Genomic DNA, 16,497 nt, shown 5'->3' on the forward strand with positions numbered 1-16,497 from the left:
TCGGCGGATCGAGCCGGAACGCCGTCCCGCCCGCGAAGACCGCCGGGGCCCACCCGCGTGCCGCGCGCACTGCGACGTACGTCCCCTCACGCGCCCGGCGCATCGCCGGGGCGACGCGGATCGTATCGTCCGATCTTTATCAAGGCCCTGCTGAGCAGGGCCTTTTGCATTTCTCCGAAAAACTCTCTAGATCGTTGATCAGTCGTCAATGCCTTTGCCCCATTACCTCTTTTGAGGGTAATGGAGTGACGCGATCTATTGCTGAGGAGCAAGTGCGGGCCAATTCCGTTTCACGCCCACTGTTTTGATCAGGTCGCGCTCCCTACAATCCGTCCACATCTTGAGCTCATCACGTCAAGGAGGACGAATGACGGGGCTCTTCACCCCTATCGCGCCGGATCGCGCACATGATCTGGCAGCCGCAGTACTCACCGATGACAATCGGCTCATCGTCATCGTCATCGCCGTCGTCGCGTTGGCCGCTCTCGTCGTCGCGCAGATCCTGACCCGTCAGGTCCTCGCCGCCGACGAGGGCACCGAGAGCATGAAGAAGATCGCCGCGGCCGTCCAGGAAGGCGCCAACGCCTACCTCGGACGCCAGTTGCGCACCCTCGCCGTGTTCGCGACGGTCGTCTTCTTCCTGCTCTTCCTGCTTCCCGCCGACGACTGGTCGCAGCGTGGAGGCCGCTCCGCCTTCTTCCTCGTCGGCGCGCTGTTCTCGGCCGCCACCGGCTACATCGGCATGCGCCTCGCGGTGCGCGCCAACGTCCGCGTCGCGGCCGCGGCCCGTGAGGCCACCCCCGCCGAGGGCGAACCCGCCAAGGACCTGACCGAAGTGGCCCACAAGGCCATGAAGATCGCCTTCCGCACCGGTGGCGTGGTGGGCATGTTCACCGTCGGCCTCGGCCTGCTCGGCGCGTCCTGCGTCGTCCTGGTCTACGCGGCCGACGCGCCCAAGGTCCTGGAGGGCTTCGGCCTCGGCGCCGCGCTGATCGCCATGTTCATGCGTGTCGGCGGCGGCATCTTCACCAAGGCCGCCGACGTCGGCGCCGACCTTGTCGGTAAGGTCGAACAGGGCATTCCGGAGGACGATCCGCGCAATGCCGCGACCATCGCCGACAACGTGGGCGACAACGTCGGCGACTGCGCGGGGATGGCCGCCGACCTCTTCGAGTCGTACGCCGTCACCCTCGTGGCCGCCCTCATCCTGGGCAAGGCGGCCTTCGGCGACCTCGGGCTCGCCTTCCCTCTGATCGTGCCCGCCATCGGCGTCATCACCGCCATGATCGGCATCTTCGCGGTCTCCCCGCGCCGGTCCGACCGCAGCGGCATGACCGCCATCAACCGCGGCTTCTTCATCTCCGCCGTGATCTCCCTGGTGCTCGTCGGGATCGCCGTCTACGCGTACCTGCCCGGCACGTACAAGGAGCTCGTCGGAGTCGAGGACGCCGCCATCGCGAACCACGCCGGTGACCCGAGGGTCCTGGCCATCGTCGCCGTCGCGATCGGCATCGTGCTCGCCGCCCTGATCCAGCAGCTGACCGGCTACTTCACCGAGACCAGCAGGCGTCCCGTCCGGGACATCGGCAAGTCGTCCCTGACCGGCGCGGCCACCGTCATCCTCGCCGGCATCTCCGTCGGTCTGGAATCCGCGGTGTACACGGCGCTGCTGATCGGCCTCGGCGTGTACGGGGCCTTCCTGCTCGGCGGTACGTCGATCATGCTGGCGCTCTTCGCCGTGGCGCTGGCCGGCACCGGCCTGCTGACCACGGTCGGCGTCATCGTCGCGATGGACACCTTCGGTCCGGTCTCGGACAACGCGCAGGGCATCGCGGAGATGTCCGGCGACGTCGAGGGGGCGGGCGCGCAGGTCCTCACCGACCTGGACGCCGTCGGCAACACCACCAAGGCCATCACCAAGGGCATCGCGATCGCCACCGCCGTGCTGGCCGCGGCCGCGCTCTTCGGCTCGTACAACGACGCGATCGCGGGCGCCGTCAAGGAGGTCGGGGCCAAGGCCGGGGAGATGAACCTCAGTCTCGACATCGCCCAGCCGAACAACCTGGTCGGTCTGATCCTGGGCGCGGCCGTCGTGTTCCTGTTCTCGGGCCTGGCCATCAACGCCGTGTCCCGCTCGGCCGGCGCCGTCGTCTACGAGGTGCGCCGGCAGTTCCGCGAGCACCCCGGGATCATGGACTACACCGAGAAGCCCGAGTACGGCCGCGTCGTGGACATCTGCACCAAGGACGCCCTGCGCGAACTCGCCACGCCCGGGCTGCTCGCCGTCCTCACCCCGATCGCGGTGGGCTTCTCGCTCGGTGTCGGCGCGCTCGGTTCGTTCCTCGCGGGTGCCATCGGCACCGGCACGCTGATGGCCGTGTTCCTCGCCAATTCCGGTGGCGCGTGGGACAACGCGAAGAAGCTCGTCGAGGACGGCCACCACGGGGGCAAGGGCAGCGAGTCCCACGCCGCCGTCGTCATCGGCGACACGGTCGGCGACCCGTTCAAGGACACCGCCGGCCCGGCCATCAACCCGCTGCTGAAGGTGATGAACCTGGTGGCGCTGCTGATCGCCCCGGCCATCGTCCAGTTCAGCTACGGGGACGACACCAGCCCGACGGTACGGGCCATCGTGGCGGTCCTCGCCATCGGTGTGATCATCGGCGCGGTGTACGTGTCCAAGCGCCGGGGCATCGCCGTCGGCGACGAGGGGGAGGACGAGGACTCGCAGGCCGAGCGGGTGGCCCAGTCCCCCGGCCCGGCGGTGGTTTCCTGACGCCCCGACCACCGGCCGCCGCTCCGGAGTCCCGGGCTCCGGAGTTGTGGCCCCCGGACTCCCGTGCTCCGGACTCCCGTACTCCGGGCCCTCGTACTCCGGACCCTCCGGGCCCTCGCGCTCAAGGGTGCTGACCTCCTCGGGCGACCGGCTCGAAGATGCGCCCGAACGGCGGACGGGCGACGCGTAGCGACGCGTCGTCTGTCCGCCTTTGTGCGTCTGTGGAGGGTGGGCGTGTATCTTCCGGGCCGAGAGCCTTCGAAGGGACCAATCCGGTGAACAAGAAGTTTGCGGCCGCGGTGTCCGGCGGTGCGGTACTGATGCTCGTCCTGTCCGGCTGCGGCGGCGACGGGGAAGACGACAGCAAGCAGAAGGCCGACGCCTGGGCCAAGAAGGTCTGTGACAAGTGGGAGCCCGAGCTCACCAAGATCAAGACCACCAATGACGAGTTGAAGCGGGTGGCCACCCAGAGCAACAAGCCCGAGGAGGTCCAGCAGACCGACTCGGCCGCGTTCCAGTCACTGTCGGACGCCTACAAGTCCATGGGCGGGGCGCTGACCGCGGCCGGTGAGGCGCCGGTCAAGGACGGCAAGAGCGCGCAGGACGCCGTGGTGAAGAGCTACGACCAGATCTCCAAGAGCTACACCGAACTGAAGACGAAGATCGACGCGCTCGACGCGAAGGACCAGAGCAAGTTCGCGGAAGGTCTCCAGCAGGTCGCCGGCGGCCTGACCGAGGTCGCGGCCAACGAGACGGCGAGCAAGCAGAAGCTGGAGTCCACCGGGCTCAAGGTGATCTACGGCCAGAAGGGTTGCCAGGTCACCACGCCCGCGACGGGCTGATCGCCGTACGACCGATCGCCGTGCGGACAGATCGCCGTGCGGACCGATCGCCCAACGGTGGTTCGTCGTACGGGCCGGTGGCCCAGCGGTTGTTCGTCGTACGGGCCGATCGTCGTACGGGTTGCTCGTGGCGCCGGTCGATCGCCGCTCCGGGCGGCCGGAGTTCCCCCGTGGGGCCGGCCGCCCTGCCGCGCGTCGGGGGTCGTTCGGTTTGCCGGTCCCAGCGGCCACAATGGACGCGTGAGTACCACCAGCCTTCCCTCGTCCGACCGTGCCGCCGAACTCCGCGCCGCGATGCTCGCCGCCGGTTTCACCGCCGACGGGCTGCTCGACCTGCTCGGAGCCCCCGCCTACGCGGCGTTGGCCCGCAGCGAGACGGTGCCGGCCCTGCGGGCCACGCGCACCGCGGGCGCCACCCCGCTCGCGAGCCTGGTCCGGCTCTTCCTCCTCCAGGAGCCCGTGCCGTACGTGCACGCCGCGGCCGCGCTGCCCGTCGAGGCCGCCCTCGCCGACGGCTGGTTGCGGCGCGAGGGGGACGAGGTGCACGCCACCGTCGACGTACGCCCGTACGGCGGTCCCGAGGGCGAGGACTGGTTCATCGTCTCGGACCTCGGCTGCGCCGTCGGCGGGGCCGGCGGGATCGGCAGTCGGGAGGAGGGCGTGGTTCTCGGCGTGGGCGGGGCGTCCACCACGCTGGCCGGAATCACCGTGCGGATCCCCGTGGGCTCCGCCCTCGACCTCGGCACCGGATCCGGTATCCAGGCGCTGCACGCCGCCCAGCACGCGACCCGGGTCACGGCCACCGATGTCAACCCGCGCGCACTGGAGTTCACCCGTTTGACGCTGGCTCTCTCGGGTGCGCCGGAGGCCGAACTGCTCGCCGGTTCGCTCTTCGAGCCCGTCGGGGACGCCATGTACGACCTGATCGTGTCGAACCCGCCGTTCGTGATCTCCCCCGGCGCCCGGCTGACCTATCGCGACGGCGGCATGGGCGGCGACGACCTGTGCCGGACGCTGGTCCAGCAGGCGGGTGCGCACCTCAACCCGGGCGGGTACGCCCAGTTCCTCGGCAACTGGCAGCACGTGGAGGGCGAGGACTGGCACGACCGGCTCCGTTCCTGGGTGCCGCGCGGCTGCGACGCCTGGATCGTGCAGCGTGATGTGCAGGACGTGACGCAGTACGCGGAGCTGTGGCTGCGCGACGCGGGTGACCACCGGACCGACCCGGCCGAGTACACCCGCCGGTACGAGGACTGGCTGGACGAGTTCGAGGCCCGCGGCACCAAAGCGGTCGGCTTCGGCTGGATCACCCTGCGCCGCACCGACGCGGCGGAGCCCTCGATCGTGGTCGAGGAGTGGCCCCACTCGGTCGAGCAGCCGCTCGGCGATTCCGTCCTGGCGCACTTCGCCCGGCAGGACTACCTGCGCGAACACGATGACGCGGCCCTGCTGGCCGGCTACTTCCGGCTGACCGCCGAGGTCGTCCAGGAGCAGGTCGGCGCGCCGGGGGCGGAGGACCCGGAGCACGTGGTGCTGCGGCAGAACCGCGGAATGCGTCGGGCCACCAAGGTCGACACGGTCGGGGCGGGTTTCGCCGGAGTGTGTGACGGCTCACTCAGCGCGGGACGGATCCTCGACGCGATCGCCCAGCTGATGGAGGAGGATCCGGTCGTCCTGCGCGACCGCACCCCGGAGGCGATCCGGCTGCTGGTGGAGCAGGGCTTCCTGGAGCCGCTGGCGGGCGAGAGCACCCCCTGAGGCCTCCCCGGGCCGCTCCGGGGGCCTCGGAACATCTCTGCGTACCCGTGATGTAACCCGGGGTTCGCCCGCCGTATCCCCACGGCCGGCAGGCTCCGGTGCAGCGGGATCCGGGGGGATCCCCGAGCGGCCCAGGGGCAAAGGGGAACGGCATGGAACGCGGTCCGGCGATCTTCGCGGCAGCCGTGTTCCTGCTGTTCGGGGCCGCTCTGCTGGTCTGGACGGGGGCGCGCGCCCTGCACCGCGCGCCGGTGGCTGAGGGCGTGCGCCCCGTCGTGGCCGTACCGCTGGCCCTGCTGGCCGGCGCGGGTTCGTTGGCCCTCGGCGTCTGGTGCCTCCAGCGCTTCTGAGGCGGGTCCGCCGATGATCTCCGTACGGGGTGAAACCCGACGTCGAGACGGGTGCGGGGGCGGGGCCAGACGGCCCTCGGGCCACCCCGGGCGGTGACCGGAAGGGGTCCGGCGCGGCATCCGGGCGGCAGAAACGGCACTTGTCGGGTTACCGTTCGAGTGGCCGTTGCGGGCTTGTGCCGTTTGACACGGGGGCGGGTTGTACCGTCACACTCCGCAGCGTCGCCGTACTGCGACCGAGTGCCGACCGGAGAGAAGAGCCAAGTTGTCCCCGACTAGCGAGACCGCAAAGGGCGGCCGCCGACTCGTCATCGTCGAGTCCCCTGCCAAGGCGAAGACGATCAAGGGCTACCTCGGCCCGGGATACGTCGTCGAGGCGAGCGTCGGGCACATCCGCGACCTCCCCAGCGGCGCGGCCGAGGTTCCCGACAAGTACACCGGCGAGGTGCGCCGCCTCGGCGTGGACGTCGAACACGACTTCCAGCCGATCTACGTCGTCAACGCGGACAAGAAGGCGCAGGTCCGCAAGCTCAAGGACCTGTTGGCCGAGTCCGACGAACTCTTCCTCGCCACCGATGAGGACCGCGAGGGCGAAGCCATCGCGTGGCACCTGCAAGAGGTCCTCAAGCCCAAGGTCCCCGTCCACCGCATGGTCTTCCACGAGATCACCAAGGACGCGATCCGCGACGCCGTCGCCAATCCGCGCGAGCTCAACCAGCGCATGGTCGACGCCCAGGAGACCCGCCGCATCCTCGACCGCCTCTACGGCTACGAGGTCTCGCCGGTCCTGTGGAAGAAGGTCATGCCGAAGCTGTCGGCGGGCCGCGTCCAGTCGGTGGCCACCCGCATGGTCGTGGAGAAGGAGCGCGAGCGCATCGCCTTCCGCTCCGCCGAGTACTGGGACCTGACCGGAACCTTCGCCACCGGCCGCGCCGGTGACGCCTCCGACCCCTCCACGCTGGTCGCCCGGCTGAACACGGTCGACGGCAAACGCGTGGCCCAGGGTCGTGACTTCGGCTCGACCGGGCAGCTCAAGAGCGAGGTGCTGCACCTCGACGAGGCCAACGCCCGGGCGCTCGCCGCCGCGCTGGAGCAGACGTCGTTCGCGGTGCGGTCGGTCGACTCCAAGCCCTACCGCCGCTCCCCGTACGCCCCCTTCCGCACGACGACGCTCCAGCAGGAGGCCTCGCGCAAGCTGGGCTTCGGTGCGAAGGCGACCATGCAGGTGGCGCAGAAGCTGTACGAGAACGGCTTCATCACCTACATGCGTACGGACTCCACGACGCTCTCCGACACCGCGGTGAACGCGGCCCGCGCGCAGGTCACCCAGCTGTACGGGGCCGACTACCTGCCGGAGAAGCCGCGCGTCTACGCCGGCAAGGTCAAGAACGCGCAGGAGGCGCACGAGGCGATCCGACCTTCGGGTGATCGTTTCCGCACCCCGGCCGAGACCGGCCTGACCGGCGACCAGTTCCGCCTGTACGAGCTCATCTGGAAGCGGACCGTCGCCTCCCAGATGAAGGACGCGACCGGCAACTCGGTGACCGTGAAGATCGGCGGCGCCGCGTCGGACGGCCGGGACGCCGAGTTCAGCGCCTCCGGCAAGACGATCACCTTCCACGGCTTCATGAAGGCCTACGTCGAAGGCGCCGACGACCCGAACGCCGAGCTCGACGACCGCGAGAAGCGGCTGCCGCAGGTCAGCGAGGGCGACGCGCTGTCGGCCGAGGAGATCACCGTCGACGGCCACTCGACCAAGCCGCCGGCCCGCTACACCGAGGCCTCGCTGGTCAAGGAGCTCGAAGAGCGGGAGATCGGCCGCCCGTCGACGTACGCGTCGATCATCGGCACGATCCTCGACCGCGGCTACGTCTTCAAGAAGGGCACGGCTCTCGTGCCGTCCTTCCTGTCGTTCGCCGTGGTGAACCTCCTGGAGACGCACTTCGGGCGGCTCGTCGACTACGACTTCACCGCGAAGATGGAGGACGACCTCGACCGCATCGCGCGCGGCGAGGCCCAGTCCGTGCCGTGGCTCAAGCGCTTCTACTTCGGTTCCGAGGAGGCCTCCGAGGTCGTCCCGGCCAACGGTGACCACCTCGGTGGCCTGAAGGAGCTGGTCACGGACCTGGGCGCGATCGACGCCCGGGAGATCTCCTCCTTCCCCGTCGGCGACGACATCGTGCTGCGCGTCGGCCGCTACGGCCCGTACGTGGAGCGCGGCGAGAAGGACGCCGAGGGCCACCAGCGGGCCGACGTACCGGACGACATGGCTCCGGACGAGCTGACGGTCGAGTACGCGGAGGAACTGTTCGCGAAGCCGAGCGGTGAATTCGAACTCGGCGCCGACCCGGTGAGCGGGAACCAGATCGTCGCGAAGGACGGTCGCTACGGGCCGTACGTCACCGAGATCCTTCCCGAGGGCACCCCGAAGACGGGCAAGAACGCGGTCAAGCCGCGGACGGCCTCCCTCTTCCAGTCGATGTCCCTGGACACCGTCACCCTCGACGACGCGCTCAAGCTGATGTCGCTGCCGCGCGTGGTCGGCGTGGACGCGGAGGGCGTCGAGATCACGGCCCAGAACGGTCGCTACGGCCCGTACCTGAAGAAGGGCACGGACTCGCGGTCCCTGGAGACCGAGGACCAGCTCTTCGCGATCACCCTCGACGAGGCCCTGGCCATCTACGCGCAGCCCAAGCAGCGCGGGCGGGCCGCGGCCAAGCCCCCGCTGAAGGAGCTGGGCACGGACCCGGTGAGCGAGAAGCCGGTCGTGGTCAAGGACGGTCGCTTCGGTCCGTACGTGACGGACGGCGAGACCAACGCGACGCTGCGCCGGGACGACGACGTCGAGACGATCACACCCGAGCGGGGTTACGAGCTGCTCGCGGAGAAGCGGGCCAAGGGTCCGGCGAAGAAGACCGCGAAGAAGGCTCCCGCGAAGAAGGCGCCGGCCAAGAAGGCCCCGGCGAAGAAGGCGACGGCCACCAAGACCGCCGCAGCGAAGAAGACGACGGCGGCCAAGAAGACCACCGCCGCCACGAAGACGGCCGCGGCGAAGAAGACGACGGCCAAGAAGACGGCTGCCGTTCCGGCTTCGGAGGCGTAGCGGCCGGTCGGGCCGGCGGTTCCGGTCGGCCGGTCGACCGGCCGGCGGGTCGACCGGCCGGCGGGTGCGCCCGCTCCTGCGTCCGTTCCCGGTTCTTCCGTCCGGGTTTCGGTCCGTTTCCCCGAGGGCCCCGCGCGATCCGCGCGGGGCCCTCGGGCGCGGCGGACCGGGGCGCGGGACGAGTGGGTGCGGGGTCACACGAGGCCCTGTCCACAGGCCAACGCAACCGCCAGGGACAGCGGATAGGCTGGGCGGATGACGCGAGCCGAGCAGCCAACGGTCGTGACCGACTCCGAGAACACCGCCTACGACGAAGCCCTGGCCGCGGACTCCCGCGAGCGAGCGGTGCGCGCGCTGCTGCGCACCCCCAGACTGCGCCGGTTGTGGAGCGCGCAGCTGGTGAGCGGCATCGGCGATGCCCTCGCCCTGCTCGTCCTGGTGTTGCTGACGCTCCAGGCGGCCGTCGGCGCGGCCCCCGGAGGTGTCTTCGGTGACGGCTACCGGGGAGCGGCCTTCGCCGTCGCCGCCGTCTTCGGCGTGCGGATCCTCGCCACCGTGCTGTTCGGAGCGGTACTGCTCGGCCCGCTGGCCAAGCTCACCGCCCCCGGAGGCAAGCTGGACCGCCGCTGGACGATGGTCGGGGCGGACGGGCTGCGGATCTGCCTGTTCGTCGTCGCCCCGCTCTGGTTCGACTGGATCCCCGGGCAGGCCACGACCGCGCTGCTCGCCACCGTCTTCGTCTCCGGCGCCGCCGAGCGGGTGTGGACGCTGGCCAAGGAGAGCGCCGCGCCCGCGCTGCTGCCGGAGCCGCCGCCCGAGGGGGCGACCGTACGGCCGCTCCCGGACCACCTCGACGCCCTGCGGCGCCTGACGCTGCGTACGGCCTTCGCGGCGATGCCCGTCGCCGCCGGCGCGCTGCTCGCCGCGACCCTCGTCGGCCGGGCCCTGGGCCTGGGCGTGGACTGGTTCGCCGCGAACCAGGCGGCGCTCGGTTCCTACGTGGCGGCCGGCCTGTTCTCCGCGTCCGTCTCGCTGCTGCTGCCGCTCGTGTTGCCCGCGACGAAGACCCCGCGGCCGCGTTCACCGCTGGAGGGCCTGCGGGCCCCCAAGGCGGGCGACCAGCGCGAGAAGGGGCGTACGGGAAGCCTCCGGCTGTTCGTCCTGGCCTGCGCGGCCGTCGCCGGAGCGGTGGCTTCCGCCGCTTCCGTCGCCGTGCTGCTGGCCTTCGACCTGGGCGCCGGCCCCGCCGCGTACGCCCTGCTGGTGCTCGCCCTCGTCGGCGGCACCGCCATCGGCATCCGCGCCACCCAGGCCGGCAAGGTGCTGCCCACGCTGTCGCGGCGCCGCCTGCTGGCCCTGGCCACGGGCGTGACCGGCCTCGCGCTGCTGCTGACCGGGCTCGTCCCGGACACGGCCACCGTGCTGTTCCTGGCCCTGCTCGCCGGTACCGCCGCGGGCGTCGCCGCCAACACGGGGCACACCCTGCTGGACCAGGAGACCGAGGAGTTCCGGCGGGTCCGGGTCACCGAGCACCTCCAGGCCGCGGTCCGGGTCGCGGTGGCGCTGGGCGCGGTCGTGGCGCCGCTGCTCGCCGCCGCGATCGGCCCGCACCGGGTGGGCGGCGGCGAGGTCGTGGTCGCGTACGGCGGCGCGGCCTTCACGCTGATGCTCGTCGGCGCACTGCTGCTGCCCGTCGCCGTGCTGGTCCTCACCAAGGCCGACGACCGCGGCGGAGTACCGCTGCGCCGCGACCTGCGCGAGGCGCTGCGCGGCGGGGACCCGGTCCAGGCCCCCTCCACGACCGGGTTCTTCATCGCCCTCGAAGGCGGTGACGGGGCCGGCAAGTCCACCCAGGCGGAGGCCCTCGCGGACTGGATACGGGGCAAGGGGCACGAGGTCGTCGTGACCCGCGAGCCGGGAGCCACGCCGGTCGGCAAGCGGCTCCGCTCGATCCTGCTCGACGTCTCCTCCGCCGGGTTGTCCAACCGCGCCGAGGCGCTGATGTACGCCGCCGACCGCGCGGAGCACGTGGACACGGTCGTCCGGCCCGCGCTGGAGCGTGGCGCCGTGGTGATCTCCGACCGTTACATCGACTCCTCCGTGGCCTACCAGGGAGCCGGCCGCGACCTCGCCCCGACCGAGATCGCGCGGATCTCCCGCTGGGCCACCGGTGGACTCGTCCCGAACCTGACCGTCCTGCTCGACGTGTCCCCGGAGACCGCCCGGGAACGTTTCACCGAGGCGCCCGACCGGCTGGAATCGGAGCCGGCGGAGTTCCACCAGCGCGTGCGCGCCGGATTCCTGACGCTCGCCGCGGCCGACCCCGGTCGCTACCTGGTCGTCGACGCGGGCCAGGACCCGGGCTCGGTGACCACCGTCGTACGGCACCGCCTGGACCGGATGCTCCCGCTGTCCGAGGCGGAGGTCGCGGCGCAGATCGAAGCCCGCCGGCTCGCGGAGGAGGAGGCCCGGCGCAAGGCCGAGGCGGAGGCCGCCCGCAAGGCGGAGGAGGCCCGGCTGAAGGCCGAGGAAGAGGCCCGGCTGGCCCGGGAGGCCGAGGAGGCCCGGATCAGGGCCGAGGCGGAGGCCGCCCGCAAGGCGGAGGAGGAGCGGCTGCGCGTCGCGGAGGAGGCCCGGGCCCGGGCCGAGGCCGAACGGCTGCGCGCCGAGGCCGAGACGAAGGCTCGCGCCGCCGAGCAGGAACGGCTCCGGCTGCAGGAGGCGGAGGAGGCCCGGCTGCGTGCCGAGGCCGAGGCGCGGAGGCTGGAGAAGCAGCGTCGGGCCGAGGAGGCCCTGCTGCGGGCGGAGGAGGCGCGCCGGCAGGCGGAGGCTTCTGCGGCTGCCGCGGCGGCGGCGTCCGCTTCGGCTTCGGCGGCTGCGGCGTCGGGGCCCGCTGCTTCGGCGCCCGCTGCGGCGGCGCCCGGTCCCAAGGTCGGCATGCGGAAGGACCCGCTGCCGGACGACGCGGTGACCGTCGAGACCCCGGTGGTCAGGCGGGTCGTCCAGCCGGACGACGTGACTCAGACCGTCCCGGTGCCGAAGGTCGATCCGGCGCGGGGCGCGGCGGACGAGACGGCGGTGTTGCCGGCCGTACGCCCCGACGGGGCGGGCGGTCCGGGTGCCTCCGGTGCCGCGGGTGCCTCCGGCGCCGCGGGGCGGCGGACCGCGCCGGCCACCGGTTCCGGCGGTCGGAGCGGCTCCGCGTCGCGTCCGACGGCCCGCCGGTCCGAGGAGAACCCGACGGAGCGGGTTCCGCCCGGCATCTTCCGTGACGCCGGGAACGACGTGACCCGCGAGCTCCCCGTCGTCGGGGACGACGGGCGGCCGCGCCGCGAGCCCTCCGACTGGGCCGAGGCGACCCCGATGGACGACCTGCCGACCCTGGCGGACGAACTGCTGGGCTCGCGCCGCGACGACGACGACGAGGACGAGGGCCGCCGCCCGCGCCGCAGGCGCTGACGGCGGCGGTCCGGCTGCGGCGGCCGGGATTGTCGGTGGCGCGCGCCACAATGGGAACGGCACGCGCGTGGCCTCCGACGGCCGTCAGCGGTCACGAGCGGCTGCCCGGCCCTCGGGCTGCCGGGGCGCATGACCAACGGGGTCGCCCGACCCCGGATCGACACGGAGTGGGAAGGGTGGTGGGCGGGATGCCCGTATGGGACGACCTCGTGGGACAAGGCCGCGTGCAGGCGCAGCTGGCCGCTGCCGCCCGGGACGCCGACTCCCTGGTCACCGCCATCTCGGACGGCACCCCGGTGCCCGCCGCCTCCAAGATGACCCACGCCTGGCTGTTCACCGGACCGCCCGGCTCCGGGCGCGCCACGGCGGCCCGCGCCTTCGCGGCCGCGCTCCAGTGCGTCAGCCCCGACCGGGCCCTCGGCGGTGAACCCGGCTGCGGGTTCTGCGACGGTTGCCACACCACCGTGATCGGTACCCACGCCGATGTGGAGATCGTCCGTACCGACCTGCTGTCCATCGGCGTCAAGGAGACCCGCAGCCTCGTCCGCCGGGCCCAGCTCTCGCCGGCCGTCGGGCGCTGGCAGGTCATCGTCCTCGAAGACGCCGACCGGCTCACCGAAGGTGCCGGGAACGTGCTCCTCAAGGCCGTGGAGGAACCCGCTCCGCGGACGGTGTGGCTGCTGTGCGCGCCCTCCCTGGAGGACGTGCTGCCCACGATCCGGTCCCGCTGCCGGCACCTGACCCTGCGCACCCCGTCCGTGGAGGCGGTGGCCGATCTCCTCGTGCGGCGCGACGGGGTCGAGCCCGAGGCCGCCGCGGCCGCGTCCCGCGCCACCCAGGGGCACATCGGGCGGGCCCGGCGGCTCGCCACCGACGCGGCCGCCCGGAGCCGGCGCACCGCCGTCCTGCGGCTCCCGCTGCGCGTGGACGACGTGGGCGGCTGCCTCAAGGCGGCGCAGGAACTGGTCGACGCGGCGGCGGAGGACGCCAAGCAGGTCGCGGAGGAGGTCGACGGCAAGGAGACCGAGGAGCTGAGGGCGGCGCTCGGCGCCGGAGCCGGAGCGGGCAGCCGGATGCCGCGCGGCACCGCGGGCGTGATGAAGGAACTCGAAGACCGCCAGAAGCGCCGCCGTACCCGTACCCAGCGCGACAGCCTCGACCTGGCGCTGACCGACCTGACCGGCTTCTACCGGGACGTGTTGGCCCTCCAGCTCGGCTCCGGCCTCGCCATCGCGAACGAGGAGATACGGCCGGACCTCGACCGGATCGCCCGTGCCTCGGGCCCCGAGCGCACGTTGCGGCGCATTGAGGCGATCATCGCCTGCCGGACCGCCCTCGACCGCAACGTGGCGCCGCTGCTCGCGGTGGAGGCCATGACGATGGCGCTGCGCGCGGGCTGACGCGGGCTGACGGGTGACGCCGATCCGGGATCCGGGCAGCGGACGCCTCGGCGGTTCACCCGTACGAGCGGTCCGGCGCGCCCCGTACGGGACGGGCCGCTCCGGGCGGGCGACGGGCTTTTGCCGGTCGGCCGTCCGCTGCCCGGACCGGCTCCACCCGACGGTGGGCGGGCCCGAGCCGTAGGCTCCTGGCATGGACACCAGTCGCCTGCTGCGTACCACCGGGACCGTGATCGCGGCCGCCGGTCTGCTGCTCTCCGGGTGCACTTCCGGTGGTTCGGGGGTCGCGGCCTCGTCGGGGCCGTCCGCCGTCCCGGCCGGGCTGCGTCCGTACTACGAGCAGAAGCTGAGCTGGCGCGAGTGCGGTGTCCCCGGCTTCCAGTGCTCCACGATGAAGGCGCCGCTGGACTACGGGAACCCCGGCGCCGGCCAGGACATCGACCTCGCGGTCGCCCGCCGCACCGCCACCGGCCCCGGCAAGAAGCTGGGCTCCCTCCTGGTGAACCCGGGCGGACCGGGTGGCTCCGGCATCGGCTACCTCCAGGCGTACGCGGGCATCGGGTACCCGGCGGCCGTGCGCGCCCAGTACGACATGGTCTCCTTCGACCCGCGCGGGGTGGATCGCAGCAGCCCCGTCGAGTGCCTGTCCGGACCGCAGATGGACAAGTTCACCCAGGTGGACCAGACGCCGGACGACAAGGCGGAGCGGGCCCGGCTGGTGGCCGCGTTCAAGGAGTTCGCGGCGGGCTGCCAGACCCGCTCGCAGCGGATCCTGCCGCACGTCTCCACCGTCGACGCCGCCCGCGACATGGACATGCTCCGGGGGGTGCTGGGCGATGCGAAGCTCAACTACGTCGGGGCCTCGTACGGCACCTTCCTCGGCGCGACGTACGCGGACCTGTTCCCGGACCGCGTCGGCCGGCTGGTGTTGGACGGTGCGATGGATCCCTCCCGGCCCGCGCTCGAACTCAACCGGGACCAGACGGCCGGCTTCGAGACGGCCTTCCGGTCCTTCGCCAAGGACTGCGCGAAGCAGTCCGACTGCCCACTGGGCCAGGGGGACCCGGACGCCGTGGCGCAGCGCCTGAAGGAGTTCTTCCGCAAGCTCGACGCGCAGCCCGTCCCGTCCGGCGACGGCTCCCGCCCGTTGGGCGAGTCGCTCGCGACGACGGGCGTGATCGCGGCGCTGTACGACGAGAGCGCCTGGCCGCAGCTGCGTGAAGCGCTCACCAACGCCATGGACGGCGACGGGGCCGGGCTGCTGGCCCTCGCCGACAGCTACTACGAGCGCGGGGCGGACGGCAAGTACGCGAACCTGATGTTCGCGAACGCCGCCGTGAACTGCCTCGACCAGCCGCCCGCCTTCACCGGTCCGGACGCCGTCGACGCCGCGCTGCCGTCGTTCGAGAAGGCCTCGCCGGTGTTCGGCGCGGGGCTGGCCTGGGCCTCGCTGAACTGCGGGTACTGGCCGGTGAAGGCCACGGGCGAGGCGAAGGCGCTGCCCGCGAAGGGCGCGGCGCCGATCGTGGTGGTCGGCACGACGCGGGACCCGGCGACCCCGTACAAGTGGGCCCAGGCCCTGGCCGGCCAGCTCGACTCGGGCACCCTCCTGACGTACGACGGCGACGGGCACACGGCGTACGGACGCGGTAGCGAGTGCATCGACACCGCGATCAACCAGTACCTCCTCCAGGGCGTCGCCCCGAAGGACGGCAAGCGCTGCTGACCGGTCCGAACCGCCCCGAACCCCGCCCCCGGGGACCCGGTTCGGGGCACCCCGTTTAACCCTGTAGACTTGGCGCCGCTGCTGATGAGAGCCTCCCACCAGGGAAATTCTTGTCTTCCCAGCGGTGCCGCCTTAGCTCAGTTGGCCAGAGCAACGCACTCGTAATGCGTAGGTCTCGGGTTCGAATCCCGAAGGCGGCTCGGATTAGCCCCAGGACTCACTCGCCGTGACCTGGGGCTTTTTCATGCCCTTCGCCGGGCCGGGCGTGGTGTCGCCGGCCGTTCCGGCGCGCGGCTCGGGCTTGCCAGGCCCAGCGCGTGAGGGCGCCCACGGCTACGGATGTGATGATCGCGCCCCAGTCGATGACGTGGGGGAGGCCGGGGAAGAACGCGAAGAAGGCGAGGGACGCCGCGGCGCCGGTGAGGAAGGCGATGATGCCGGGACGGCGTCGTTCGGTTACCCGGGTGGGGTCTTCGGGTGTGGGCTGAGTGCTCATGTGCGGCGGCTCACTTCGTGATGTGGTGGCACTGGCCGGCCCGGCGAACGTTGTTGACGTGGATGTGCGCGCACGTTTTTCCGTAGCGCGGGAGTTTTTGGGGAGCGTTGTCCCGCATCGGATTGATCCTGCACTCGGTGTGGGTCTTGCCGCGGGAGGTGCGGTAGGTCTTGTTGTTGGTGTCCACGTACGTGAAGTCGATGCGCCAGTTGCAAAAGCCGGCGTTGAGGGCGCCCACGAAGCCGCAGTCCACGCCGGCGTTCTGGTAGGTGATGTTCTTGCCTTCGCCGCGGACGATGTGGGTGAACATGCAGCCGGTCGGGACCTTCATGGTGACTCCTCCGACTTGGTAGTCGAAGGTCGCCACGGGGGTCGAGCCGATGGCGCCGGCGTGCGCCGGTGTGCTGGGTAAGACGGCGAACGCGGCTGTTGTGGTGAGAGCGACGATGATGTGGGATGTGAGGCGCTTGCCCATGGGTGTCCCCTTCTGGCGGAGTATCTCTACATACGGAACTCCTCTTGTAGGCACGGAGGTTCTGCCTGGACGGCCGGTCCACCACGAAGAGTGATCGATTCGGATGGGTGCT

At 71.8% G+C, this 16,497-nt stretch carries 10 protein-coding genes and 1 tRNA gene; 9 read left to right on the forward strand and 2 right to left on the reverse strand.

The genetic code is table 11. From position 1 onward, the window contains the following. The first annotated feature begins 367 nt into the window (after positions 1 to 367). From ACFY0I_RS36700 to ACFY0I_RS36740, 9 genes are all read left to right on the forward strand, one after another. On the forward strand, positions 368 to 2,776 hold the full coding sequence (locus ACFY0I_RS36700) for a sodium-translocating pyrophosphatase (protein WP_388903957.1): 2,409 nt from the start codon (positions 368 to 370) through the stop codon (positions 2,774 to 2,776). A 275-nt stretch (positions 2,777 to 3,051) separates the two neighbouring features. Next, positions 3,052 to 3,618: a small secreted protein gene (locus ACFY0I_RS36705; protein WP_388903958.1), complete on the forward strand. Its 567-nt coding sequence runs from the start codon at positions 3,052 to 3,054 to the stop codon at positions 3,616 to 3,618. A gap of 240 nt (positions 3,619 to 3,858) precedes the next feature. Beyond that, positions 3,859 to 5,376 carry a methyltransferase gene (locus ACFY0I_RS36710; protein WP_388903960.1) on the forward strand — a complete coding sequence of 506 codons (1,518 nt, stop codon included), beginning with the start codon at positions 3,859 to 3,861 and terminating at the stop codon, positions 5,374 to 5,376. 152 nt (positions 5,377 to 5,528) lie between these two features. Then, a complete protein-coding gene (locus ACFY0I_RS36715; RefSeq protein ID WP_383990691.1) occupies positions 5,529 to 5,726 on the forward strand; it encodes a hypothetical protein in 198 nt (65 codons plus the stop codon). A gap of 265 nt (positions 5,727 to 5,991) precedes the next feature. Continuing rightward, positions 5,992 to 8,829 (forward strand): type I DNA topoisomerase, encoded by a 2,838-nt coding sequence (gene topA / locus ACFY0I_RS36720; protein ID WP_388903962.1) that lies wholly within the window; start codon positions 5,992 to 5,994, stop codon positions 8,827 to 8,829. Positions 8,830 to 9,084: 255 nt separating this feature from the next. Next, positions 9,085 to 12,288 (forward strand): dTMP kinase, encoded by a 3,204-nt coding sequence (gene tmk / locus ACFY0I_RS36725; RefSeq protein ID WP_388903963.1) that lies wholly within the window; start codon positions 9,085 to 9,087, stop codon positions 12,286 to 12,288. A gap of 188 nt (positions 12,289 to 12,476) precedes the next feature. Continuing rightward, positions 12,477 to 13,688 (forward strand): DNA polymerase III subunit delta', encoded by a 1,212-nt coding sequence (locus ACFY0I_RS36730; RefSeq protein ID WP_388903965.1) that lies wholly within the window; start codon positions 12,477 to 12,479, stop codon positions 13,686 to 13,688. Positions 13,689 to 13,881: 193 nt separating this feature from the next. Further along, positions 13,882 to 15,414, forward strand: a complete 1,533-nt coding sequence (locus tag ACFY0I_RS36735; protein ID WP_388903967.1) for an alpha/beta hydrolase — start codon at positions 13,882 to 13,884, stop codon at positions 15,412 to 15,414. Positions 15,415 to 15,540: 126 nt separating this feature from the next. Beyond that, positions 15,541 to 15,614 (forward strand) — tRNA-Thr (locus ACFY0I_RS36740). A 17-nt stretch (positions 15,615 to 15,631) separates the two neighbouring features. On the opposite strand, the gene ACFY0I_RS36745 is transcribed toward ACFY0I_RS36740, so the two are convergent. Together ACFY0I_RS36745 and ACFY0I_RS36750 are read right to left on the reverse strand one after the other, a co-directional pair. Further along, positions 15,632 to 15,910 carry a hypothetical protein gene (locus ACFY0I_RS36745; RefSeq protein ID WP_388903968.1) on the reverse strand — a complete coding sequence of 93 codons (279 nt, stop codon included), beginning with the start codon at positions 15,908 to 15,910 and terminating at the stop codon, positions 15,632 to 15,634. A 10-nt stretch (positions 15,911 to 15,920) separates the two neighbouring features. Continuing rightward, positions 15,921 to 16,385 (reverse strand): hypothetical protein, encoded by a 465-nt coding sequence (locus ACFY0I_RS36750; protein WP_388903970.1) that lies wholly within the window; start codon positions 16,383 to 16,385, stop codon positions 15,921 to 15,923. Positions 16,386 to 16,497: the final 112 nt, after the last annotated feature.

It is taken from the genome of Streptomyces sp. NPDC001568, assembly GCF_042893755.1.
GTDB lineage: Bacteria > Actinomycetota > Actinomycetes > Streptomycetales > Streptomycetaceae > Streptomyces.